Source organism: Citrobacter sp. Cb028 (genome assembly GCF_030336705.1).
Classification (GTDB): Bacteria; Pseudomonadota; Gammaproteobacteria; order Enterobacterales; family Enterobacteriaceae; genus Citrobacter; species Citrobacter braakii.
In genome coordinates this window covers 86,696-109,690 of sequence record NZ_JAOWCZ010000035.1, presented here as the reverse complement: position 1 = coordinate 109,690, position 22,995 = coordinate 86,696, and the positions used below count along the sequence as shown (strand labels likewise).

Below are 22,995 nucleotides of genomic sequence, written 5' to 3'. Positions count from 1 at the left end.
GTGAACACACAACAGATTAACAATCTGAACAATATCGCGGCCATGTTCAGCAATGACTATCAGTTGTCATCTGAACTGTATGACCGCCACGTTGAGCTGATTGATGCAGTCAGCCTCTCCGACATGGATGAGACGTTCGATCGTTCGCTTCTTCGTGCTGGCGTTCGACGTGAAATTCTGGAAGCGGCAAAAGAAAGTTGCGAGTTCGAAGAACTGATGTCGTCAGTCAAGCGTGAGCTAACCGGCATCATCGCCAGGATGGATATGGCTGACAAAATCGACAGCGCGAGGACAGCGGCATGATGCAGAACGCCGGAAACATGGACAGAACCAAATACCTCGGCGGCAGCGATGTCGCCGGTATTCTCGGGATTAGCCCGTGGCGCACTCCGCTTGAGGTTTATCTGGATAAGGTTCAGCCACGCATCAAGCCAGTAGATCATTCAAAGCAGAAAGTTTTCACGCGTGGACAACGTATGGAGCCATACGTTATCGACCTTCTTTCTGAAGAGACAGGCCTCGAAATTATTCATCGTGGCAACCGTTACATCCACCGCGACTACGGTTTTATCGCAGCAGAGATCGATGCAGAAACGGCTACCGGCGAAAACATCGAGATAAAAACGGTTAGCCCGTTCAAGGCTAAGGAATGGGGGGAAGTTCAGACAGATGCGATCCCAGTTCATTACACGGCTCAGGCCATGCATGGCCTGATGGTTACCAATAAACAGGTATGCGTCTTCGGTGTGCTGATTGGCGGTGATGATTTCCGTATCTATCGGGTTGAGCGGGACGAAGAAACTATCCAGGCCATTCTGGAGAAAGAGGTCGCTTTCTGGGACCGGGTGAAAAACCTAAACCCGCCTGAGGCCACTACCGTAAGCGATATCTCTCTGATGTTTGAGAAGGATGCCGGATCCAGCATAGAGGCTGATGGAAAGGCACTAGCGCTGTTCAACGACCTCCGCGACATGAAATCACGCTACAAGTCGCTGGGCGAAGAAATTGCCGTTTCAGAAGAGAAGTTGAAGTTGTACATGCAGGAGCACTCAATTCTGACGCTGGACGGTAAGACGATCTGCACATGGAAATCTCAGGTAAGCAATCGATTCGACCAGAATTTATTCCAGGTTGAGCACCCTGAACTGTACGAAAAATTCAAAACATCAACGACATCACGCGTATTCAGAATGAAGTAAGGAGAAAAAATGTCTACCAACGCACTTAAGGCAGCAGCGACAGGAAATCAGGTTGCACAGCATAACGAGAAACCAACCACACTGGCAGGACTTCTCGCAGATCCAAAAATTAAGGCTCAGATGGCGCTGGCTCTTCCAAAACACATGACCGCTGACCGCCTGGCGCGCATCGCCACCACTGAGATCCGAAAGATTCCAAAACTGGCAGCATGTGACCAAGCAAGTTTTCTCGGGGCAATTATGCAATGTGCTCAGCTTGGACTGGAACCGGGCGGCGCTCTTGGCCACGCGTACCTGATACCGTTTGACAAGCGCCAGAAAGTTAATGGCCGCTGGGAAACAGTATCGACAGAAGCGCAGCTGATTATCGGATACCGCGGGATGATTGACCTTGCCCGCCGCTCCGGGCAGATCCTGAGCATCTCAGCGCGTACCGTCCATGCAAACGACAAATTCAGCTACTCATACGGCCTGGATGAAACTCTCGAGCACTCACCCTGCGAAACTGGTGACCGCGGTGAACTGACTCATGTTTACGCAGTTGCGCGACTGAAAGATGGCGGTGTCCAGTTCGAAGTAATGAGCCGGGCAGACGTTGAAAAGGTTCGCGCCCTGAGCAAAGCAGGAAGTAGCGGACCATGGGTTGACCACTTCGATGAGATGGCAAAAAAGACGGTGATCCGCCGCCTGTTCAAATACCTGCCCGTCTCTATCGAACTGCAAAAAGCTGTTGTGATGGATGAACGCGCGGAAGCCGGCCTGAGCCAAGATAACGCAGCAGTTATCACCGGTGAGTATTCCGTTGTTGATGATGAGCAGCATAGCCTGGCGGTAGTTTCTGACTCTGATCGCGAAGAAGCTCGGGAATACGTTAGCGCAATCCTGAACAGCCTGGATTCTTCCGCAGCAGATGCCAAGGCGATGTTTAAGCGTGCCGAAGAAGAGATCAACGCCATGGCTGAAAAGCTAGGTGACGAATACCACCAGGGATTCATGACGACGCTTAACGATATGCGTCCCGAATTCGAATAACACCACCGTGGCGCCGCGGCGCCACACCTGCAACAAAGAGAGGTATTTATGAAAGGTGCATTAGGCAAGAAGGAACTCCTGGCGGTGGTGCCATTATCAATGAGCACTATCGACAGGCTGGAAAGCGCGGGCGAATTCCCTAAGCGCTGGTACATCACAGATAAACGCTGTGCATGGACACAGGAAGAAGTTGAACACTGGCTGGAAGAAAGAAAAGCGGCAAGTCCTGAAAAATTCCAAGGAAAAAAGCCGCCGGTTGATCAGCGTGTTTACCGCCCAGTAAGTAACGCCGCATGACAGCGCTGATCAGGCACTGGGAAAAATGGTCAGGATGGTACTTATTCCTGACCGCCGTTTCCGCCTGGCTGTATCTGCTGGCGGTAATTTTCAGAGAAGGCTGGATCCGATGAGCAAATTAACCCGTCTTGAAAAGTATCACCTGAACTATGTGTCTCAGCGTCAGGCTTCAAAGGTTGTCGCCGTAACTCCGGCAGCGATGGAGGTAGAAAAGCGCGCTGTTGAGCGTGAATCGAAAGGCCAGTACCGCATTGCAGCCAGACTATGGTTGCTGTGTATGGATGTAGCGGTCGGTGAAGTGGAGCGCGCCAGAATAGCGATACGCCGTGATCAGTGCATATCAAAAGGTAACGGCCTGCGCCGTGGCGAATATGCAGGGATCGGATGTCGCGGGGTAGTGTATGACTAACCCGCACGACAATATCAGCGTCGGAAGTATCACACTGGTTTATTCATCTCTTCGTTGCGGATGGATTGTGCCAGGAAGAAAGGTTATCAAAAACCCATTAAAGGCTCAGCGCATTGCTGAGCTGATGAACAGTAAGAAGGTGGCGGCATGAAAGAGCGCGGAATGATTTTTAACGCTGAAATGGTGAACGCGATTTTATCCGGCCGCAAGACGCAGACGCGCCGCCCGGTGAAGCCGCAGCCAGAACTGACTGAGAGATCCGGTTTTTCGTGGAATGGCGCTGTGTTTGGTTCTGGCAGCGATGACCGTGAAACCAATCGCAATTTTGCTCATGTTAAATGCCCGTTTGGTAAACCCGGCGATCGCATTTGGGTTCGGGAAACTTGGTCCGAAGCTGGTGCTGGCGCGCCAGAGTTAAAACTTTACCGCGCAAACTACCCGGATCACGTCCCGGCACACTACGAAAACGTACCTGCCGCCGAGAATATCCACTGGACCCCATCAATCCACATGCCGCGCTGGGCAAGCCGAATTCTGCTGGAAATTACCAACGTGCGGGTAGAGCGGTTGAACAGCATTAGCGAGCAGGATGCGTTAAGCGAGGGAATAGATCGCGAGAGATTGGAAGAGTCCCAGGATAATTACGACTGTATTGCTGACCACAATATGACAGGAAGACCAACGGCAACAGGCGCATTTAAGTACCTGTGGGAATCAATCTACGGAGAAGAGAACTGGCAGGCCAATCCATGGGTCTGGGTAATCGAATTTAAGCGCATTGAAGGCGGTGCGGCATGAACGGTAAATACACTCTTATTTATGCTGATCCTCCCTGGACATATCGCGACAAAGCAGCCGACGGCGAGCGCGGCGCCGGGTTCAAATATCCGGTTATGAACGTGCTGGATATCTGCCGCCTGCCAGTGTGGGATCTGGCTGCCGAAGATTGCCTTCTGGCTATGTGGTGGGTTCCGACTCAGCCGGTTGAGGCGTTGAAAGTGGTCGAAGCGTGGGGATTCAAGCTGATGACAATGAAGGGGTTCACCTGGCACAAGACGAACAAGCACAAAGGCAACAGCGCGATCGGAATGGGCCACATGACCAGGGCGAACAGCGAAGACTGTCTGTTTGCAGTTCGCGGAAAACTTCCTGCCCGCATGGATGCTTCTATCTGCCAGCACGTCACGGCACCGCGCATGGAGAACTCGCGGAAGCCGGACGTGATCAGGGAGAAACTGGTGCAACTGCTGGGCGATGTACCGCGTATTGAGTTGTTCGCTCGCCAGTCGTCGCATGGTTTTGATGTTTGGGGCAATCAGTGCGACGGTCCAGCGGTGCAACTGCACCCTGGATATGCGATGGATATCGCAGGAATGGCGAATTCATTAAAAAACGCCCCGCTATCACCATCAGATAATCAGGGGCGGGAGCGTGCAGCATGACCATGTTCAATGAGGCGGAGTTAATCCGCCAACTGGAAGAGCAACGCGCTGTGATTGTGCAGAAAAGTGCTCAAGTTAACTGGTTGCAAACTGAAAACAGTGTCTTGCACAAGAAATGCGAAGAACTGCAAATGACAGTTGATCTACAGCGAGAATTTATACAATCCAGAAATTAATCACCTTCACTCATCCATCGCTCAAACTTCGAAGGGGAGAACGGAACCAGATCGGTGTGCTCCCCGTTAATCCATGAATCAACCATATCCGCCCACTGCTGCAACATGTAGGCGCGCTGCCTGGCGTACTCCGCTTTGTTGTATACCGCACGCACTCCCTTTTGCTCATGCGCCAGCGCCTTTTCAATCCAGTCAGATGGATAACCAGCCTCATGCAACAGCGTGCTGGCTGTGCGGCGAAGATCGTGCACAGAGAATTCATCAAGATTCCCGCCAGCCTTGCTTACCGCTTCGACGGTGGTATTGATCAGCCTGTTCAGTGCGCCATTGGATAACGGCTTGCTAACCGAATAGCGACCGGGCAAAAGGTAATCACTTCCACCAGCGCACATCTGCAGGCCAACAATGAGATCCTGCGCCTGCTTTGGCAGATAGATAACGTGCGCCCGGCTTCCCTTCATACGGTCTGACGGTATGGTCCACGTCCATTTTTTGAAATCAACCTCTTCCCATGTGGCGTGGGTGAACTCACTTTTGCGAACCAGGGTAAGCAGCACCAGTTTTAATGCCAGTTTCATTGTGGCCATAGCCCCGATATTATCCAGCGCCCGGAAGAATACGCCGATCTCTTCAGGTTGCAGCGTGCGGTCGCGCGGCTTGAACATGGCTATAGATGAAGGCTTGATATCAGCAGCAGGATTAAACAGACCATGTCCGCGATCATTAGCGTGACGGTATACACTGCTGATTATTTCTCTGGCTTGCACTGCCGTAGCCCGGCCGCCACGTTCAACAATGCGATCGCACAGGTCACGCACCATGCCGGTGGTTATCTCAGCCATCATTTTGTTACCCAACACCGGCATGATGTCGCGTTCGATAACGGCCTGTTTCATCGCCCGGGTACTGTCAGCCAGAATAACGTGCTTCATATAGCTGTCGGTATGTACCGCGAATGTCTCAGCACCACGGATCTTTTTGATACCGTCACGTTTCGCCGCGGCTGGCGACTGCCCTGCCTTTAACAGTTTTTTGGCAGCAATGAGTTCTTCTCGTGCTTCTGCCAGGCTGATACCGTCACGACCGTACTGACCGATGACCAGCGTTTCCCGGCGCCCGTTAATGCGGTAGTCGTACCGGAAAGAGACAGAGCCGGAAGTAAGCACAGCAACATACAGCCCGTCACGATCCGAAACCTTATACAGTTTGTCCTGCGGCTTGAGGTTTTTCAGTTTGGTATCAGTAAGCACAATTCACCCGTAAAGCATCCATGGTTTGACGGTATGAAGAGTATACCTTTAAGGTAATACCGTCACCTGTACCGATGAAAAAAGTGAGATAGAGTGAATAGATATGATGTGATATAAAGAAAAACCCTCTGTAAAAACAGAGGGTTGATTGCATAACTGAATAGAAATGATTAGCTGTGAGTTAGCTGTACATCATTCCCACTCAATCGTAGCTGGCGGCTTACCGCTGATGTCATACACCACGCGGGAAATACCGTTAACTTCGTTGATAATGCGGTTAGAGACGCGGCCTAAGAAGTCATACGGCAGGTGCGCCCAGTGCGCGGTCATAAAGTCGATGGTTTCAACAGCACGCAGGGAAACAACCCAGTCGTACTTACGGCCATCGCCCATGACGCCAACGGAACGTACTGGCAGGAACACGGTGAACGCCTGGCTCACTTTGTTGTACAAGTCAGCGTTGTGCAGTTCCTCAATGAAGATAGCATCCGCACGGCGCAGCAGGTCACAGTACTCTTTCTTCACTTCGCCCAGCACGCGTACGCCCAGACCCGGACCCGGGAATGGGTGACGGTACAGCATGTCGTACGGCAGACCCAGTTCCAGACCAATCTTACGCACTTCGTCTTTGAACAGCTCACGCAGCGGTTCAACCAGACCCATCTTCATCTCTTTCGGCAAACCGCCCACGTTGTGGTGAGATTTGATGACGTGCGCTTTACCCGTGGCAGAAGCCGCGGATTCGATCACGTCCGGATAGATGGTTCCCTGCGCCAGCCACTTAACGTCTTCCAGCTTCAGCGCTTCTTCGTCGAAGACTTCCACGAACACGCGGCCGATGATTTTACGTTTAGCTTCCGGATCGTTCTCGCCTTTCAGCGCGTCCAGGAAACGCTTTTCACCTTCAACATGAATGATGTTCAGGCCGAAATGGTCGCCGAACATATCCATCACCTGCTGAGCTTCGTTGAGACGCAGCAGACCGTTGTCGACGAACACACAGGTCAGGTTTTTGCCAATCGCACGGTGCAGCAGCATCGCGGTGACGGAGGAGTCAACGCCGCCGGAGAGGCCGAGGATCACTTTATCAGTGCCAACCTGCTCACGAATGCGGGCAACGGCGTCATCGATAATTTTTGCCGGGGTCCACAGCGCTTCACACTGGCAGATGTCGCGCACAAAACGCTCCAGCATGCGCATCCCCTGACGGGTGTGGGTAACTTCCGGATGGAACTGCACACCGTAGAAACGTTTTTCCTCGTGCGCCATGATGGCAAACGGGCAGTTGTCGGTGCTGGCAACGGTCACGAAACCTTCCGGAATAGCGGTCACTTTGTCGCCGTGGCTCATCCACACGTCCAGCAGTGGTTTGCCGTCTGCGGTCAGAGAGTCTTCAATACCGCGGATCAGCGCGCTGTCGGTCTGAACTTCAACCTGCGCATAGCCGAATTCACGTTCGTTAGAACCTTCAACATGACCACCGAGCTGCATTGCCATAGTCTGCATGCCGTAGCACACGCCGAACACAGGCACGCCCGCAGTGAAAACGTATTCCGGCGCACGCGGGCTGTTTTCTTCAGTGGTGCTTTCCGGACCACCGGAAAGAATGATACCGCTTGGGTTGAATTCGCGAATTTGTGCTTCCGTAACATCCCACGCCCACAGTTCACAATAGACGCCCAGTTCACGTACGCGACGAGCAACCAGCTGAGTGTACTGAGATCCGAAATCAAGGATGAGAATGCGATGTTTATGAATATTGTCTGTCATTGACGCTAATTCCGAGGCAAGTGAAACAAATTCGCCCGGCATATAGCCGGGCGCGGAAACTTATCAGGAGCCCATGCGGTAGTTAGGGGACTCTTTGGTGATGGTCACATCGTGAACGTGACTTTCCTGAATACCCGCACCGCTGATACGTACAAACTCTGCTTTTGTTCGCAGCGCGTCGATAGTACCACAGCCGGTCAGACCCATACAGGAGCGCAGGCCACCCATCTGCTGGTGAATGATCTCTTTCAGGCGACCTTTATACGCAACGCGACCTTCGATACCTTCCGGGACCAGTTTGTCAGCGGCGTTATCGCTTTGGAAATAACGGTCGGAAGAACCTTTGGACATCGCGCCCAAAGAGCCCATACCACGGTATGATTTGTAAGAACGGCCCTGATACAGTTCGATTTCGCCCGGAGATTCTTCAGTCCCCGCCAGCATAGAGCCAACCATCACTGCAGAAGCACCCGCAGCGATCGCTTTTGCGATGTCGCCGGAAAAACGAATACCGCCATCGGCAATAACCGGAATACCAGTGCCTTCCAGCGCTTCAACGGCGTCAGAAACGGCGGTGATCTGCGGTACACCTACGCCGGTAACGATACGGGTAGTACAGATGGAGCCTGGGCCGATACCGACTTTAACAGCGCTGCAGCCGGCTTCCGCCAGCGCGCGAGCGCCTGCACCAGTCGCAACGTTCCCCCCGATGATCTGCAGATCCGGGTATTTAGCACGAGTTTCACGGATACGCTGCAGTACGCCTTCTGAGTGTCCGTGAGAGGAGTCAATCAGCAGAACATCCACGCCAGCGGCAACCAGCGCGTCAACACGCTCTTCGTTACCCGCACCTGCGCCTACAGCAGCCCCTACGCGCAGACGACCATGCTCGTCTTTACAAGCGTTAGGTTTACGTTCCGCTTTCTGGAAATCTTTAACGGTGATCATGCCGAGCAGATGGAAGCTGTCGTCAACAACCAGCGCTTTCTCGACGCGTTTTTCGTGCATTTTGGCAAAGACAACATCGCGTGCTTCGCCTTCACGAACGGTCACCAGACGCTCTTTCGGCGTCATGTAGACGCTAACCGGCTGATTCAGATCAGTCACAAACCGTACGTCACGACCGGTGATGATGCCGACCAGTTCGTTATCTTCAGTCACTACCGGGTAGCCTGCGAAACCGTTACGCTCGGTCAGTTCTTTTACTTCGCGCAGAGTGGTGGTTGGCAGTACGGTTTGTGGGTCGGTCACGACGCCAGATTCGTGTTTCTTCACGCGACGAACTTCTTCCGCCTGGCGCTCAATAGACATGTTTTTGTGGATAAAACCGATGCCGCCTTCCTGAGCCAGGGCAATTGCCAGGCGCGCTTCCGTCACGGTGTCCATTGCTGCGGAGAGCATAGGAATGTTCAGGCGAATGGTTTTCGTCAACTGGGTGCTGAGATCAGCAGTATTCGGCAGAACGGTAGAATGAGCGGGAACGAGGAGGACGTCGTCAAACGTCAGGGCTTCTTTTGCGATACGTAGCATGGGCAATATCTCACCTGGGAGGTTATTAAATATTGCCGCGGCATTATACAGAGCGTAACCGATTGCATCCACACTTTTTTGCAAAAAAACCTTGCGCTCCTCTGTGAGCATGTTACTTTCGACTGAATAACTTGCTGATTTAGAATTTGATCCCGCTCACATGTTATCCTCTCAGACCACCTCAATTTTTACCGTAAGCCGCCTGAATCAGACGGTTCGTTTGCTGCTTGAGCAGGAAATGGGACAAGTGTGGATCAGCGGTGAAATTTCGAATTTCACTCAGCCGTCCTCCGGTCACTGGTATTTCACGCTCAAAGATGACACCGCTCAGGTACGCTGCGCGATGTTTCGCAACAGCAATCGCCGTGTAACGTTCCGACCACAGCACGGTCAGCAGGTACTGGTACGCGCCAACATTACATTGTACGAGCCGCGCGGCGACTATCAGATAATTGTTGAAAGCATGCAGCCAGCGGGCGAAGGATTGCTGCAGCAAAAATATGAGCAACTCAAGGCCAAACTGCAGGCTGAAGGGCTATTCGATCAGCAGTTCAAAAAAACGCTGCCTTCACCGGCCCACTGCGTCGGGGTAATCACCTCTAAAACCGGCGCCGCGCTGCACGATATCCTCCACGTCCTGAAGCGTCGCGACCCTTCCCTGCCCGTTATTATCTACCCGACCGCAGTCCAGGGTGATGATGCGCCAGGGCAGATCGTTCGGGCCATTGAACTGGCGAACGCGCGGGGCGAGTGCGATGTGCTGATCGTCGGGCGCGGCGGCGGCTCGCTGGAAGATTTGTGGAGCTTTAACGACGAACGTGTTGCACGGGCGATCTTTGCCAGCCGCATTCCAGTCGTCAGCGCCGTCGGCCATGAAACCGATGTCACTATTGCCGATTTTATTGCAGATTTACGGGCACCTACGCCGTCGGCGGCGGCAGAAATTGTCAGCCGTAATCAGCTTGAACTGCTGCGTCAAATACAGCATGGTCAGCAGCGTCTGGAGATGGCGATGGACTACTACCTCGCCAATCGTACTCGTCGATTTACCCAGCTTCATCACCGCTTGCAACAGCAGCATCCGCAACTGCGTCTGGCCCGTCAACAGACCGTGCTGGAACGACTGCGTCAGAGAATGAACTTCGCACTTGAGAATAAGATTAAACAGGCAAATCAGCGTCAGCAGCGCATGCTGCAGCGTCTGAATCAGCAAAACCCGCAGCCGCGTATTTACCGTGCGCAAACACGCATTCAGCAACTGGAATACCGCCTGGCGGAAAATATCCGTGCGCGTTTAAGCGAACAGCGCGAGCGTTTTGGCAACGCGATTACCCATCTTGAGGCAGTCAGCCCACTGGCCACGCTGGCCCGCGGTTATAGCGTGACGACCGCAAAAGAGGGTGAAGTGCTGAAACAGACTAAACAGGTTACAGCAGGTGATGTGCTCACCACCCGCCTGTCTGACGGATGGGTGGAAAGCGAAGTGAGAGCTGTCACGAAGACAAAGAAAACACGCAGGAAAAAACAGGATTAAAGCGGCACAAACGCCACGCGTTTCTTCGAGATAAGGCCATGACCGTTCTGGCAGAAATAATCCACCGCGCCACAGGCTTTAAGCACCTGCAGCGGCTGATTGCACTCCGGGCAGTGCGCTTCTAACTGAATATCTTTATTACAGTTATCACAGTGCGCCATACCGTTTTGCGGCTCCAGCTCTGCATGACAATCCGGGCAAATAATAGACATAGCGACTCCAGTACAGGGATCCATTACTGCGCTGAGTTTAACACGATGCGTTTAATGCCGCCCGCGTAACTGCTGCTGTAACGTTAACAGGCACTCCACTTCCTCCAGCCTGCGCTGCGTCGTGCGGCTCACTTCCTGTGGGCTGCGTTCAAACAGACTTTGCGCGCCCAGAATATGCTCCGCCAGACAATGGGCATATACGCTACCAGGCAGACTCCAGCGTTGTACAACATCACCGTCAATCAATTCGAGCACATCCTCGACACCACGGCGATCATGGCTAATGACACGACCATCGCGCAGACAAAGGCGCAAGCCTTTTTGTCCGCCAGCCGGCCCCGCGTATTTATTCAGCCAGATGTCCAGCGGAATGCCGCTAATCTGTCCCTGCAGATGCGCCTCTCCTTCTGCTGTGGTCAGGTCGCCCTCTACAATATTACGTCCCAGACAGTCTTTAGCGCTTTTCACCTGCAAGGTCATACTGTCATTACCGCCCAGGTAACGCACTGTTTCACGCAGCATTGCCAGTACATGTGTGCCAATGTCCAGAATCACACCGTCCGGATGACGAAGCTCACGGGTATCCGGCTCACCGGTGGCAAAGTTTAGCGCAATAGGTTCTCCAACAGCGTTAAACCCGCTCGGTTCCTGCAAAAAACCGTCGATTTTAGCAATGTGTGAAAAGTGAGAGACAAGTGCCTGTTGTGGATTATCGCCCTGCCACTGCGCTCCGAGTTTGCCCAACGCCAGCTGCATTGCGCCATTGCGTGCCATCCAATGGTCGAGTGCCAGCACGCGGTTGGCAGCATCCGGTTGAGCCAGCAGCGTTTTCAGTTTTTCAATTTGGGAAAGCGTGGCGACAATAGGCTTTTCGACCACGATACGAGCGATGGGAGCCGCCAGCGCCTGTTCAAGCACATCGAGGTGATGCAGGGATGCGGTGGTAATAAACAGGGTATCAAGCGGCATTGCAAGAAGTTCAGCGAGCGACGCACAGCGTGTCACATCTGCGGGCTGCTTTGCGGGTTGAACATCAAATCCCACACAGCGTAGTGTATCACCGAACATATTACGTAATGCGGGCAAGTATGCCGTTTCAACGACTGCACCAAGCCCAACAAATCCTAACAGCATGCTCTTACCTCGTTAATTGAATAGCCGGGACATAACGTCTGCCCCGGCACAATCGAGGTGTTATCAGGCGCTAGTTGCCGGTTTAGTTTGCGTATTTTCCAGCATGCGACGAATCGGAACAATGAGGATGATCAGTACCGCAGCGCAGATCAGCAGCGCAATCGAGCAACGTGCGAAGAGATCCGGCAGCATATCCAGTTGGTCAGCCTTCACATGACCGCCAATCAAACCTGCGGCCAGGTTGCCCAGCGCACTGGCGCAGAACCACAGGCCCATCATCTGCCCGCGCATTCTTTCCGGCGCCAGCAGCGTCATTGTAGCCAGACCGATCGGACTCAGGCACAGCTCGCCAAGCGTCAGCATCAGGATACTGCCCACCAGCCAAAATGGAGAAACGCCTGCCCCGCCGTTACTGAGAACGTTTTGCGCCGCCAGCATCATCAGACCGAAGCCTGCCGCCGCAAAGAGGATACCGATAACAAACTTGGTGATACTACTCGGGCGAATATTCATGCTTGCCAGCTTCGGCCATGCCCAACTGAATACCGGTGCCAGCAGGATAATAAACAGCGCGTTTATCGACTGGAACCAGACCGCCGGGATTTCAAAATCACCGATCATACGGTTAGTGTAGTCGTTGGCGAACAGGTTGAATGAGGTTGGCTTCTGCTCAAACGCGGACCAGAAGAACGCGGCGGAAACCAGCAGGATAAAGCAGACCAGCAGTCTGGCGCGCTCTTTACGGTTCAGACCGGCAAAGATGAACAGGTAGATAAAGTAGAGCGCAACGGAGGCTGCAATCACGTACACCAGCATGCTGGCAACCGCGACCGGATTAATTACAATCACGCCTTGCGCTATCAGCGTAACGATAACCGCCGCACCGACAGCCAGCGCCAACAGCCACGCTCCCACGCCGTTACGTTTCACTACCGGGCTATTCCAGGTGGAGTCGAGCCCCACTTCGCTGTCGTAGCGTTTCATTGATGGAACGGCAAATACACGGAAAATGATCAACGCCACCAACATCCCGATACCACCGATGCCAAAGCCCCAGTGCCACCCATGGGTTTTAATCAGCCAGCCGGAAATCAGCGGCGCGATAAACGACCCCATGTTGATGCCCATGTAGAACAGCGAGAAACCGCCGTCGCGACGCGCATCGCCTTTTTTATACAGCGTGCCAACCATGACCGAAATACAGGTCTTAAACAGACCGGAGCCGAGCACGATAAACATCAGACCAATAAAGAACAGGTTGTTCCCCATAATGGCGGAGAGCGCAATTGACAGATGGCCGAGGGCAATCAGGATGGAACCGTACCACACCGCTTTCTGTTGGCCGAGCCAGTTATCAGCCAGCCAGCCACCCGGCAGCGCAGCGAGGTACATCGTACCGGCAAAGATACCCACAATCGCCGAGGCATTTTCACGTGCCAGCCCCATGCCGCCGTCATAAACGGTAGCAGCCATAAACAGGATCAGTAACGGGCGAATACCATAAAACGAGAAGCGCTCCCACATCTCTGTGAAGAACAGCGAGCCGAGCGGATAAGGATGGCCGAAGAAAGTTCGGCTTTCTTTTTGATTAACAGAGGATTGCATAATTCTCCCGAAAGTTATGTCGTCGTGTGTGTAAACACCGCGATGTACGCCAGCCAGTTACGTATCTGACCGATTTTTTACATACGGCGAAAATTTATTTAACCATTTGATAACCTAAGGCTAGTTTTGTCTAGTACCAGCCCCCGGACTTTAAGACGAAAACTCGACAAATGTCTACTTTCTTAGATTTAAACTTGGTAAAAAATGAATAGTGATTGACATCGCACGGGCTGAGGCTGGCGATGAAACTTCGAAAAAAAACCCGCGACAAGCACGGGTTTTTATCAGCATCAGCAACGGTTACTTGCTTTTTTTGATGTGTTTTATCAAACGCTTACGTTTACGCATCTGCGTCGGCGTCAGCGTATTGCGTTTGTTCGCAAACGGGTTTTCCCCTTCTTTGAACTGAATGCGGATCGGCGTCCCCATCACATCCAAAGACTTACGGAAATAGTTCATCAGATAACGCTTGTAGGAATCCGGCAGGTCTTTGACCTGGTTGCCGTGAATCACCACGATTGGTGGGTTATAACCACCAGCGTGGGCATATTTCAGCTTCACACGACGACCACGCACCAGCGGCGGCTGATGATCTTCTGCCGCCATAGTCATAATGCGCGTCAGCATCGCGGTGCTGACGCGACGGGTGGAGCTGTCATACGCTTCGCGGACCGATTCAAACAGATTACCCACGCCGCTTCCGTGCAGCGCAGAGATAAAGTGTACACGCGCAAAATCAATAAAGCCCAGACGGAAGTCCAAAGTCTCTTTGACCTGCTCTTTCACTTCCTGCGTCAGGCCATCCCACTTGTTGACCACAATTACAAGTGAACGCCCACTATTGAGGATAAAGCCCAGCAGCGACAGGTCCTGATCGGAAATACCTTCGCGCGCATCAATCACCAGCATCACCACGTTGGCATCTTCAATCGCCTGCAGCGTTTTGATAACTGAGAATTTTTCTACTGCTTCGGTAATTTTGCCGCGCTTACGCACGCCCGCGGTATCGATGAGCACATATTCGCGCTCATCGCGTTGCATCGGGATATAAATACTGTCACGCGTGGTCCCCGGCATGTCGTATACCACTACGCGGTCTTCGCCGAGAATACGGTTAGTAAGCGTGGACTTACCTACGTTCGGGCGACCAACAATCGCCAGTTTGATCGGCAGGTCCTGCGGATTGAAGTCGTCTTCAGGTTCTTCTTCGCCGTTCTCTTCGGCTTCCAGTTGCGCCCAATATTCTGCATCTTCATCCACTTCTTCCAGAGGAGCAACGTCATCCATCCACGGCAGCAGAACATGCTCCAGCAGGCTGAGAACGCCACGACCATGGGATGCCGCGATCGGATAAATTTCACCCAGACCCAGCGAGTAGAAATCGACGACCGCCTGATCAGGATCGAGTCCGTCAGTTTTGTTGGCTACCAGGAACGTCGGTTTCTGGCGCGAACGCAGATGTTTCGCAATGGCTTCATCCGCAGGCATCAGGCCAGCACGCGCATCTACCATAAACAGCACAACGTCTGCTTCTTCGATCGCCAACAGCGACTGTTCCGCCATGCGGGTTTCTACACCGTCTTCGGTGCCATCAATACCGCCGGTATCAATACAGATAAACTCGCGGCCTTCAATTTCCGCACGACCGTACTTACGGTCACGAGTCAGACCCGGGAAATCCGCAACCAGCGCATCTCGGGTGCGAGTTAGACGGTTAAATAACGTGGATTTGCCAACGTTAGGGCGCCCGACAAGCGCGACCACAGGTACCATGTTTAAAGCCTCATTTAATAAATCATCAGACAACGGGCACATTTTTTGCGCCGTTGTTAAAAACAGTAAAACGGCCCCTGCACCAGGAGCCGTTTTTCAAAGCGAGCGGCCGGGACGATTAACGCGTAATAGAGTACAGCGTACCGTCTTTCGCCTGGATCAGCAGTTTACCATCAGCAGAGACCGGCTCGGTCAGGAAACCAGAGCTGTCAACTTTCTGCTGGGCGACAAAGCGGCCATCGTCAACGTTAATCCAGTGCAGGTAGCCTTCGCTATCACCCACGACCAGATTGCCGTTATACAATACCGGGGACGTCAGCAGACGGTGCAGCAGATCGCTTTGCGTCCACAGCGTCACGCCGCCATCGGTGGTTAGCGCCAGTACACGGTCGTTCTGGTCAACCAGGTAGATACGGTTACCGTCGACGATGAAATCATTCACTGAGCCCAGTTCACGTTTCCACATGATCTGGCCGCTGCGCAGATCCAGCGCCGTCAGGTTACCATTATAAGCCAGCGCGTAGACAACGCCATTGACGATAACCGGCGTGGTATCAACGTCGCTCAGACGATCGATTTCCGTTGGACCTGTCGCCTGAGAAATACGCTGCTGCCAAATCATCTGGCCCTGCTGCATCAGCACGGCGCTTACGCGGCCGTTATCACCGCCAACGATAGCTGCGCCAAAGGCGGTCGCTGGGGCAGATTCGCCGCGCAGAGACAGAGAAGGCATGTCGAGGTTAACGGTCCATTTGATGGCGCCGTCTGCTTCGTTCAAGGCCTGCAACTGACCGTTACTGGTGTGAATTAATACCACGCCATCGCTCACAACAGGACGAGACAGCGCTTCACCGGCAACTTTCGTCTGCCATGCGGTGGTACCATCGCTGGTGTTCAGCGCATAAACCTGCGCTTTTTCGCTGCCAATGTAAACATGGCCACCGGACACGGTTACACCGCCAGAAAGCTGTGCAGATGCGCGGGAGAACCAGCCGTCTTTCTCACCCAGATTAACAGACCAGACTTCTTTGCCGTCGTCCGCATTCAACGCCTTAACGACGCCGGCGCGATCGGCTGCATAGACAACGTTATCCGCCAGCGCAGGATGAAGATTGGAATAGAAATCACCAATACCGTTACCTACAGAGGTGCTCCAGTCCGTAGACGGAGTAAACTGGTTTTCAACCACCGGTAATGGGGACATCTTAACGACATCTTCTTCGCCACTAAACAGTGAACAGCCGCTCAATAGGGTAACGGAAAGCAGCCCTGGCAGAAGTAATTTACGCAATTGCATCGGGTCCCTCTCAGATGGACAAATTATTGATTTTCATCTGCATCATTTCGCTCAGAGCAGGAGAGGCATCGCTTTTCACGCCCGCTTCCCATGCGCTACGCGCACCTTGTTTATCGCCTTTGCTCAGCAATGCTTCACCGCGCAGGTCGGCAACAATGGCCGTCCACCCTTCACCTTTAATGGTGTCGAGTGTTTTCAGCGCGGTATCAGCCTGTTTAAGCTGAACCTGAACACGAGCCAGACGCAGATTAATCACCGCTTTGAGATTCTCATCGCTGGTCGCTGCTAAGCCTTGTTGCAGCTGGCTTGCGGCTTTCTCAAGTTCATTTTGGTCAACAAACTGCTGCGCCAGTTCCAGTGAAGCTAACGCGCCGTAGGTATTTTTGTTTTCTGCGGCAAATTTCTCTGCAGCAGGAAGACTATCCGGTTTACCCGCGCTAACCGCAGTCACCGTATTTTGATATGCCAGAGAAGCAGAGCGTGCGGACTCCGTCTGATGGCTGGTCCAGTAACGCCAGCCAACCAGCGCGCCAACCCCTAAAATGACCCCAACAGCCAGCGCTTTGCCGTTTTCAGCAAAGAAGCGTTTTACTGCATCAATCTGGTCGTTTTCGTTCTCGTAAATTTCCACGCTGTCCTTCTCCTTAGCCCAGTAGAGTGCGCAAATGCGCGGCAACGCTATCCTGCGCTACTGCCGTTTGCTCACCAGAGCGCAAATCCTTCACTACAACAGTACCGTCAGCCACTTCGGACTCGCCCAGTACCAGTGCAACGCGGGCGCCCCACTTGTCGGCGCGGGCGAACTGTTTCTTAAAGTTGCCGCCACCGTGGTTTGTCATCAGTTTCACACCAGGAACTTCATCGCGCAGACGTTCTGCAAGCCGCATTGCCACCGACTGCGTATCCGCCCCCGAAGCGACCAGGTATATATCGACAACAGGATCAGCGTTAAATTCCGGATTAACTGCCTGAACTAACAAAACAAGTCGTTCCAGACCCATGGCAAAGCCTACGGCCGGCGTTGCGCGACCGCCAAGTTGCTCTACCAGACCGTCGTAACGCCCACCGGCACACACGGTACCCTGAGAGCCCAGACTGCTGGTAACCCACTCAAATACGGTGCGGTTGTAATAATCAAGACCACGAACCAGACGCTGATTGACGGTGTAGGCAATACCTGCGGATTCCAGCAGTTTGCACAGGCCCGCAAAGTGCTCGCGAGAGTCGTCATCAAGATAGTCGCCCAGCGCAGGTGCGTCGTTGAGCAGCGCCTGTACTTCCGGGTTTTTGGAGTCGAGAACGCGCAGCGGGTTAGTGTACATACGGCGCTTGCAGTCTTCGTCCAGTTTCTCTTTGTGCTGTTCCAGGTAGGCGACCAGCGCATCACGGTAGTTAGCGCGGGCTTCAAGCGAACCAATTGAGTTCAGCTCAAGGCTGACATGCTGAGAAATACCCAGCGCGCGCCACCAGCGAGCGGTCAGCATAATCAGTTCAGCATCGATGTCCGGGCCTTGCAGGCCAAACACTTCGACACCCAGCTGATGGAATTGACGATAGCGCCCTTTTTGCGGACGTTCGTGGCGGAACATCGGCCCGATATACCACAGACGCTGTTCCTGATTGTACAGGAGACCATGTTCGATGCCGGCGCGTACGCAGCCCGCAGTCCCTTCAGGACGCAACGTCAGGCTGTCGCCATTACGGTCCTCAAAGGTATACATCTCTTTTTCAACCACGTCAGTGACTTCACCGATCGCGCGTTTGAATAACGGGGTCTGCTCTACAATCGGCAAGCGGATTTCACTGTAACCGTAGCTGCCGAGCACGTTTTTGAGAGTGCCTTCAATGCGCTGCCAGATGGCGGTTTCGCCAGGCAGATAATCGTTCATGCCGCGAATGGCTTGAATGTTTTTTGCCACGTTTATTCTCTTTATGAATATAAAAATGAACCCTCAGCGCTAACCCGAACAATGCGGGCGCCATGCGGGTTCAATCATACACGGGAAGCACGCCGCTTCCCATCACGTTGTTATTTTTCAAGCTGCTGTACGTCAATACGACGCGCTTCGTCCAGGATACTCGCTTTGGCGCGAATGCGGGCTTCAAGCTGCGTAATCATATCGTCGTTATCGAGTCGATCCTTACGCACGCCGTCTTCATACAGACCGCTTTTCTTGTTACCGCCCGTCACGCCCAGCGTAGAAACCAGCGCTTCGCCAGGACCGTTCACCACGCAGCCGATGATCGAAACATCCATTGGCGTAATGATATCTTCCAGACGTTGTTCCAGCGCGTTCACCGTACCGATAACGTCGAACTCCTGACGCGAGCAGGTTGGGCAGGCGATAAAGTTGATCCCGCGGGCACGAATGCGCAGCGATTTCAGGATATCGAAGCCAACTTTGATCTCTTCCACCGGATCCGCCGCCAGAGAGACACGCAGCGTATCGCCGATCCCTTCGGACAACAGCAATCCTAAACCGATCGCTGATTTTACCGCCCCATTGCGTGCACCACCGGCTTCGGTGATCCCCAAATGCAGCGGTTGATCGATCTGTTTCGCCAGCAGGCGATAGGATTCTACGGCGAGGAAAACGTCAGACGCTTTAACGCTGACTTTGAATTGATCGAAGTTCAGACGATCGAGGTGATCCACATGGCGCATAGCGGATTCCAGCAGCGCCTGCGGCGTCGGTTCACCGTATTTTTCCTGCAGATCTTTTTCCAGCGATCCGGCGTTGACGCCGATACGAATAGGAATATTTTTATCACGAGCGCAGTCCACTACCATGCGAATACGCTCTTCATTACCGATATTGCCTGGGTTGATACGCAGGCAATCGACGCCGTATTCCGCCACCTTCAGCGCGATACGATAGTCGAAGTGAATATCGGCAACCAGCGGGACATTAACCTGCTGTTTGATAAGCTTGAACGCTTCTGCGGCATCCATTGTCGGTACAGAGACACGAACAATATCTGCGCCGACGCGTTCCAGCGCTTTGATCTGATTAACCGTCGCTTCCACATCTGTGGTACGCGTATTGGTCATAGACTGTACGGCGATGGGCGCGCCATCGCCGATCGGCACGTTCCCAACGTAAATGCGTGTCGATTTTCTACGTTGAATTGGAGCCTGGTTATGCATTAAAAAATCTCCCGCATTGCCGTCTGTTACTGAGCCGGTGATTGTTCGGCATTAACGGTCAGACGCGCAACCTGGTTAGTTCTGATAAAACGACTCAGATCGACAGGTTTACCCTGGAACTGAATCTGCACTGCCGCCGGAGCGCCAATTTTCAGTTTGTACGGCGCCTGACCCGTCAGATTCAGATTGCCGTCCTTACGCTGCATACCACTGAACAGTTTTTTTCCGGTCGCATCGGTCACTTCCAGCCAGCAATCGGCGGTAAAGTTCATTACCAGTGCGTTAGGATCGGCTGCTGGGGTAGTGACACCCGCCTGGTCAGTCGGCAGCGGCGCCGCGGTCGCTGGCGCAGCAGTTGCGGTATCGACGTTAGCCTGAGAAGGTGCCACAACGGCATTCTGCTGCGCATCAGCGGCAGGTGCCGGGGTTGCAGCAACATCTGGCGTAGGCGCTGCGTCCGCCACCGCGCCATCGTCTGGAGCCGGAGTAGTACCCTGGCCCGCTGCGGCGCTGGTATCTAACGGTACGTTCTGCGCACCATCTTTACCGGCATTCAGCTCAGCGGAGGATTGATCGGCCATGGTGGTGATCTCTTCCTGCTGCGCTTTATGGTTCTGCCACCACCAGGCTCCCGTCAGTCCGACAACGACAAACAGCACCAGCCAGGTAAAGGTCATTAACCAGCCGTCGCGTTTTTTACGACGCTTACCGAGCGAGAAGCTCTGCATCGGTGCGACTTTGGCTGGGCGAATCGGAGCCTGTTTTTCCAGCCCTGGCAACAGTTCTTCTTCAGGAATATGCACCAGACGCGCATAAGAACGGATATAACCGCGCAGGAATGTTGAAGCGAGATCGGCTGGCGCCTTATCTTCTTCAATATCACGTACCGTGGAGACCTTCAGGCAAAGTCGCTCCGCGACTGCCTGCTGGCTGAATCCGAGTTGTTCACGGGCATTGCGCAGACGAACGCCGGTGGATAGTGCTTCATTTTTGTCGTGCGTGGCTTCAGTATTCATTCGCTACAGCTGCGTAAATTTGGGTTCTGATGCCGGCGAGCCACAATGCTCACCCACACCGCGAAACATCTGGTCAGTTAACCTTCGTCAGACAGTATAAAACGGTCAGACTATCAAAGACAAAACAACGTAAACCTGAGGGCTAAAGGCTTGTTGCGCCGTTACATACTGCCTTAAAGTCGACAAAAACGCACCGTTATTATTGACCTCACGAAAACAACAAAGAACCTCATTTGGCTTACGTTGCACTACGGTACATGAATTATACCGTAGTGCACTCAACATCAAACGGTCTTGATATCGATAGCGTCGCCCTGCATACGCTTACGCAGAGTACGCTTGGTACGGTCGATAACGTCACCCGCCAGCTGACCGCAGGCTGCATCGATGTCATCGCCACGTGTTTTACGCACGATGGTAGTGAAACCATAGCTCATCAACACTTTGGAGAAACGATCGATACGGCTGTTAGAGCTACGGCCATATGGCGCGCCTGGGAACGGGTTCCACGGGATCAGGTTAATCTTACACGGCGTATCTTTCAGCAGCTCTGCCAACTGATGCGCGTGTTCAGTACCATCATTGATGTGATCTAACATCACATACTCAATGGTCACACGACCCTGGTTAGCGTTGGACTTCTCCAGATAACGACGAACCGCGCCAAGGAATGTTTCGATATTGTACTTTTTGTTGATAGGTACAATTTCGTCACGAATTTCATCGTTCGGCGCATGCAGAGAAATCGCCAGCGCGACATCAATCATATCGCCCAGCTTATCCAGCGCAGGGACAACGCCTGAGGTGGAGAGCGTGACGCGACGCTTGGACAGCCCAAAACCGAAGTCATCCAGCATGATTTCCATCGCTGGCACCACGTTGGTCAGGTTGAGCAGCGGCTCGCCCATCCCCATCATCACCACGTTAGTGATAGGACGCACGCCCGTTGCTTTCACCGCACCGACGATTTTCGCCGCACGCCAGACCTGACCAATGATTTCCGACACCCGCAGGTTACGGTTAAAGCCCTGTTGCGCCGTAGAGCAGAATTTACACTCTAATGCGCAACCGACCTGTGAAGAAACACACAGGGTCGCGCGATCGTCTTCCGGGATATACACGGTTTCTACGCGCTGATCGCCAACCGCGATGGCCCATTTGATCGTACCGTCAGAGGAACGCTGCTCTTCCACCACTTCCGGGGCGCGAATTTCAGCCACTTCTTTCAGCTTGTTACGCAGCACTTTATTGATGTCAGTCATGTCATCAAAGTTGTCGCTGCAATAGTGGTACATCCACTTCATGACCTGATCGGCACGAAACGGTTTTTCACCCATATCTTTGAAGAATTCGCGCATTTGCTGACGGTTCAGATCCAGCAGGTTAATTTTTCCATTTTTATTTGGAACCGCAGGAATGACGACTTCAGAGGTGTTAACTAATTCAGACATAATTTTTTCCGGCCTCGTTGTTACACGTTGTGGCCCGTGGAGGGTTAAAAAGAAACGCCCCGGCAAGCGTTCTGCTCTTCCGGGGCGTTGCATTGTACAAAGTCTGGCGCAGGGATGCCACGTTTGCACGAAGCATTAGCGAAAATAATATGTAAATCGCTAATTCCTCTCCAAAGGATTTCGCATCGCAGGAAAGCGGCACGTTCGAGCCTCCCCGAAAGCATAGAAAACTATGCGATGTGAAAGACGCAGGAGATTAGCGCGTGCGCGGGCAAACCTCGCCTTCACCGAAGAAATAGGCGATTTCACGCGCGGCAGATTCAACGGAGTCGGAACCGTGAGTACCGTTCTCGGTGAAGCTATCAGCGTAGTCTGCACGCAGAGTACCCGCCAGCGCATTCGCCGGGTTGGTTGCACCCAGCAGATCACGGTGACGCTGCACGGCATTTTCGCTTTCCAGAACAGAAACAACGATAGGACCGGAGGTCATGAATTCAACCAGACCGTCAAAGAACGGCTTGCCATCATGCTCAGCATAGAAGCCACGCGCCTGCTCAACGGTCAGGTGCAGCATTTTAGTACCGACAATTTTGAACCCTGCTGCTTCAAAGCGCGCAAAGATGCTCCCAATAACGTTTTTTGCCACCGCGTTTGGTTTGATGATGGAAAAAGTACGTTCAATAGCCATGATTACCTCTGAAAAAGATGTTTTGTTGTTGT

At 53.1% G+C, this 22,995-nt stretch carries 24 protein-coding genes; 10 read left to right on the top strand and 14 right to left on the bottom strand.

The genetic code is table 11. The features are described 5' to 3' along the window. From OGV75_RS19320 to OGV75_RS19280, 9 genes are all read left to right on the top strand, one after another. On the top strand, positions 1–303 hold the full coding sequence (locus tag OGV75_RS19320; protein WP_286481041.1) for a hypothetical protein: 303 nt from the start codon (positions 1–3) through the stop codon (positions 301–303). Continuing rightward, on the top strand, positions 300–1,199 hold the full coding sequence (locus OGV75_RS19315; protein WP_286481040.1) for a YqaJ viral recombinase family nuclease: 900 nt from the start codon (positions 300–302) through the stop codon (positions 1,197–1,199). The genes OGV75_RS19320 and OGV75_RS19315 overlap by 4 nt, the downstream gene beginning before the upstream one ends. Positions 1,200–1,208: 9 nt before the next feature. Continuing rightward, positions 1,209–2,231 carry a recombination protein RecT gene (gene recT, locus OGV75_RS19310; RefSeq protein WP_023972301.1) on the top strand — a complete coding sequence of 341 codons (1,023 nt, stop codon included), beginning with the start codon at positions 1,209–1,211 and terminating at the stop codon, positions 2,229–2,231. A gap of 48 nt (positions 2,232–2,279) precedes the next feature. Further along, complete coding sequence (locus OGV75_RS19305; RefSeq protein WP_015971066.1) at positions 2,280–2,528, top strand: helix-turn-helix transcriptional regulator; 249 nt, start codon at positions 2,280–2,282, stop codon at positions 2,526–2,528. Between the two features lie 109 nt (positions 2,529–2,637). Next, a complete protein-coding gene (locus OGV75_RS19300) occupies positions 2,638–2,937 on the top strand; it encodes a PerC family transcriptional regulator (protein WP_016046630.1) in 300 nt (99 codons plus the stop codon). Then, a complete protein-coding gene (locus tag OGV75_RS19295; protein WP_286481038.1) occupies positions 2,930–3,088 on the top strand; it encodes a DUF1317 family protein in 159 nt (52 codons plus the stop codon). Before OGV75_RS19300 ends, OGV75_RS19295 begins: the two co-directional genes overlap by 8 nt. Continuing rightward, the gene (locus OGV75_RS19290; RefSeq protein WP_286481037.1) at positions 3,085–3,735 is read left to right on the top strand and encodes a hypothetical protein; all 651 of its coding nucleotides are present in this window, start codon (positions 3,085–3,087) and stop codon (positions 3,733–3,735) included. Before OGV75_RS19295 ends, OGV75_RS19290 begins: the two co-directional genes overlap by 4 nt. Next, positions 3,732–4,379: an MT-A70 family methyltransferase gene (locus OGV75_RS19285; RefSeq protein ID WP_286481036.1), complete on the top strand. Its 648-nt coding sequence runs from the start codon at positions 3,732–3,734 to the stop codon at positions 4,377–4,379. Before OGV75_RS19290 ends, OGV75_RS19285 begins: the two co-directional genes overlap by 4 nt. Further along, entirely contained in the window at positions 4,376–4,555 is a 180-nt protein-coding gene (locus tag OGV75_RS19280) for a hypothetical protein (RefSeq protein WP_000177704.1), read from the top strand. The genes OGV75_RS19285 and OGV75_RS19280 overlap by 4 nt, the downstream gene beginning before the upstream one ends. Here OGV75_RS19280 and OGV75_RS19275 read toward each other — a convergent pair. The 3 genes from OGV75_RS19275 to guaB form a co-directional block, all read right to left on the bottom strand. Continuing rightward, entirely contained in the window at positions 4,552–5,805 is a 1,254-nt protein-coding gene (locus OGV75_RS19275; protein WP_286481035.1) for a tyrosine-type recombinase/integrase, read from the bottom strand. The genes OGV75_RS19280 and OGV75_RS19275 overlap by 4 nt on opposite strands. A 192-nt stretch (positions 5,806–5,997) precedes the next feature. Continuing rightward, positions 5,998–7,575, bottom strand: coding sequence for a glutamine-hydrolyzing GMP synthase (guaA, locus tag OGV75_RS19270; RefSeq protein WP_016153990.1), 1,578 nt, complete (start codon positions 7,573–7,575; stop codon positions 5,998–6,000). 63 nt (positions 7,576–7,638) lie between these two features. Next, positions 7,639–9,105 carry an IMP dehydrogenase gene (guaB, locus tag OGV75_RS19265; protein ID WP_019077375.1) on the bottom strand — a complete coding sequence of 489 codons (1,467 nt, stop codon included), beginning with the start codon at positions 9,103–9,105 and terminating at the stop codon, positions 7,639–7,641. Between the two features lie 160 nt (positions 9,106–9,265). Between guaB and xseA the strand changes: the two genes are divergently transcribed. Then, positions 9,266–10,639 carry an exodeoxyribonuclease VII large subunit gene (gene xseA / locus OGV75_RS19260; RefSeq protein ID WP_286481034.1) on the top strand — a complete coding sequence of 458 codons (1,374 nt, stop codon included), beginning with the start codon at positions 9,266–9,268 and terminating at the stop codon, positions 10,637–10,639. On the opposite strand, the gene OGV75_RS19255 is transcribed toward xseA, so the two are convergent. From OGV75_RS19255 to ndk, 11 genes are all read right to left on the bottom strand, one after another. Further along, on the bottom strand, positions 10,636–10,851 hold the full coding sequence (locus tag OGV75_RS19255; RefSeq protein WP_016157125.1) for a zinc ribbon domain-containing protein: 216 nt from the start codon (positions 10,849–10,851) through the stop codon (positions 10,636–10,638). The genes xseA and OGV75_RS19255 overlap by 4 nt on opposite strands. 51 nt (positions 10,852–10,902) lie before the next feature. Next, entirely contained in the window at positions 10,903–11,985 is a 1,083-nt protein-coding gene (locus OGV75_RS19250) for a Gfo/Idh/MocA family oxidoreductase (RefSeq protein WP_286481032.1), read from the bottom strand. Between the two features lie 63 nt (positions 11,986–12,048). After that, positions 12,049–13,590 carry a peptide MFS transporter gene (locus OGV75_RS19245; RefSeq protein ID WP_016157127.1) on the bottom strand — a complete coding sequence of 514 codons (1,542 nt, stop codon included), beginning with the start codon at positions 13,588–13,590 and terminating at the stop codon, positions 12,049–12,051. Between the two features lie 300 nt (positions 13,591–13,890). Further along, entirely contained in the window at positions 13,891–15,363 is a 1,473-nt protein-coding gene (gene der / locus OGV75_RS19240; protein ID WP_046275242.1) for a ribosome biogenesis GTPase Der, read from the bottom strand. A gap of 118 nt (positions 15,364–15,481) precedes the next feature. Further along, positions 15,482–16,660, bottom strand: coding sequence for an outer membrane protein assembly factor BamB (gene bamB, locus OGV75_RS19235; RefSeq protein ID WP_016153997.1), 1,179 nt, complete (start codon positions 16,658–16,660; stop codon positions 15,482–15,484). 10 nt (positions 16,661–16,670) lie between these two features. Continuing rightward, the gene (locus OGV75_RS19230; RefSeq protein ID WP_016157128.1) at positions 16,671–17,291 is read right to left on the bottom strand and encodes a YfgM family protein; all 621 of its coding nucleotides are present in this window, start codon (positions 17,289–17,291) and stop codon (positions 16,671–16,673) included. Positions 17,292–17,304: 13 nt separating this feature from the next. Next, positions 17,305–18,579: a histidine--tRNA ligase gene (hisS, locus tag OGV75_RS19225; protein ID WP_016153999.1), complete on the bottom strand. Its 1,275-nt coding sequence runs from the start codon at positions 18,577–18,579 to the stop codon at positions 17,305–17,307. A 110-nt stretch (positions 18,580–18,689) separates the two neighbouring features. Next, entirely contained in the window at positions 18,690–19,808 is a 1,119-nt protein-coding gene (ispG, locus tag OGV75_RS19220; RefSeq protein WP_286481031.1) for a flavodoxin-dependent (E)-4-hydroxy-3-methylbut-2-enyl-diphosphate synthase, read from the bottom strand. Positions 19,809–19,834: 26 nt separating this feature from the next. Continuing rightward, positions 19,835–20,824: a cytoskeleton protein RodZ gene (gene rodZ, locus OGV75_RS19215; RefSeq protein ID WP_047358237.1), complete on the bottom strand. Its 990-nt coding sequence runs from the start codon at positions 20,822–20,824 to the stop codon at positions 19,835–19,837. Positions 20,825–21,108: 284 nt separating this feature from the next. Continuing rightward, positions 21,109–22,275, bottom strand: coding sequence for a dual-specificity RNA methyltransferase RlmN (gene rlmN, locus OGV75_RS19210; protein ID WP_016154002.1), 1,167 nt, complete (start codon positions 22,273–22,275; stop codon positions 21,109–21,111). A 256-nt stretch (positions 22,276–22,531) separates the two neighbouring features. Next, on the bottom strand, positions 22,532–22,963 hold the full coding sequence (gene ndk / locus OGV75_RS19205) for a nucleoside-diphosphate kinase (RefSeq protein WP_003037710.1): 432 nt from the start codon (positions 22,961–22,963) through the stop codon (positions 22,532–22,534). Between the last annotated feature and the right edge of the window lie 32 nt (positions 22,964–22,995).

Coding starts and splice junctions, on each gene's coding strand:
- OGV75_RS19315 (WP_286481040.1), top strand. CDS start 300: ATGATGCAGAACGCCGGAAACATGGACAGAACCAAATACCTCGGCGGC.
- recT (WP_023972301.1), top strand. CDS start 1,209: ATGTCTACCAACGCACTTAAGGCAGCAGCGACAGGAAATCAGGTTGCA.
- OGV75_RS19305 (WP_015971066.1), top strand. CDS start 2,280: ATGAAAGGTGCATTAGGCAAGAAGGAACTCCTGGCGGTGGTGCCATTA.
- OGV75_RS19300 (WP_016046630.1), top strand. CDS start 2,638: ATGAGCAAATTAACCCGTCTTGAAAAGTATCACCTGAACTATGTGTCT.
- OGV75_RS19295 (WP_286481038.1), top strand. CDS start 2,930: ATGACTAACCCGCACGACAATATCAGCGTCGGAAGTATCACACTGGTT.
- OGV75_RS19290 (WP_286481037.1), top strand. CDS start 3,085: ATGAAAGAGCGCGGAATGATTTTTAACGCTGAAATGGTGAACGCGATT.
- OGV75_RS19285 (WP_286481036.1), top strand. CDS start 3,732: ATGAACGGTAAATACACTCTTATTTATGCTGATCCTCCCTGGACATAT.
- OGV75_RS19280 (WP_000177704.1), top strand. CDS start 4,376: ATGACCATGTTCAATGAGGCGGAGTTAATCCGCCAACTGGAAGAGCAA.
- guaA (WP_016153990.1), bottom strand. CDS start 7,575: ATGACAGACAATATTCATAAACATCGCATTCTCATCCTTGATTTCGGA.
- guaB (WP_019077375.1), bottom strand. CDS start 9,105: ATGCTACGTATCGCAAAAGAAGCCCTGACGTTTGACGACGTCCTCCTC.
- xseA (WP_286481034.1), top strand. CDS start 9,266: ATGTTATCCTCTCAGACCACCTCAATTTTTACCGTAAGCCGCCTGAAT.
- OGV75_RS19255 (WP_016157125.1), bottom strand. CDS start 10,851: ATGTCTATTATTTGCCCGGATTGTCATGCAGAGCTGGAGCCGCAAAAC.
- OGV75_RS19250 (WP_286481032.1), bottom strand. CDS start 11,985: ATGCTGTTAGGATTTGTTGGGCTTGGTGCAGTCGTTGAAACGGCATAC.
- OGV75_RS19245 (WP_016157127.1), bottom strand. CDS start 13,590: ATGCAATCCTCTGTTAATCAAAAAGAAAGCCGAACTTTCTTCGGCCAT.
- der (WP_046275242.1), bottom strand. CDS start 15,363: ATGGTACCTGTGGTCGCGCTTGTCGGGCGCCCTAACGTTGGCAAATCC.
- bamB (WP_016153997.1), bottom strand. CDS start 16,660: ATGCAATTGCGTAAATTACTTCTGCCAGGGCTGCTTTCCGTTACCCTA.
- ispG (WP_286481031.1), bottom strand. CDS start 19,808: ATGCATAACCAGGCTCCAATTCAACGTAGAAAATCGACACGCATTTAC.
- rodZ (WP_047358237.1), bottom strand. CDS start 20,824: ATGAATACTGAAGCCACGCACGACAAAAATGAAGCACTATCCACCGGC.
- rlmN (WP_016154002.1), bottom strand. CDS start 22,275: ATGTCTGAATTAGTTAACACCTCTGAAGTCGTCATTCCTGCGGTTCCA.
- ndk (WP_003037710.1), bottom strand. CDS start 22,963: ATGGCTATTGAACGTACTTTTTCCATCATCAAACCAAACGCGGTGGCA.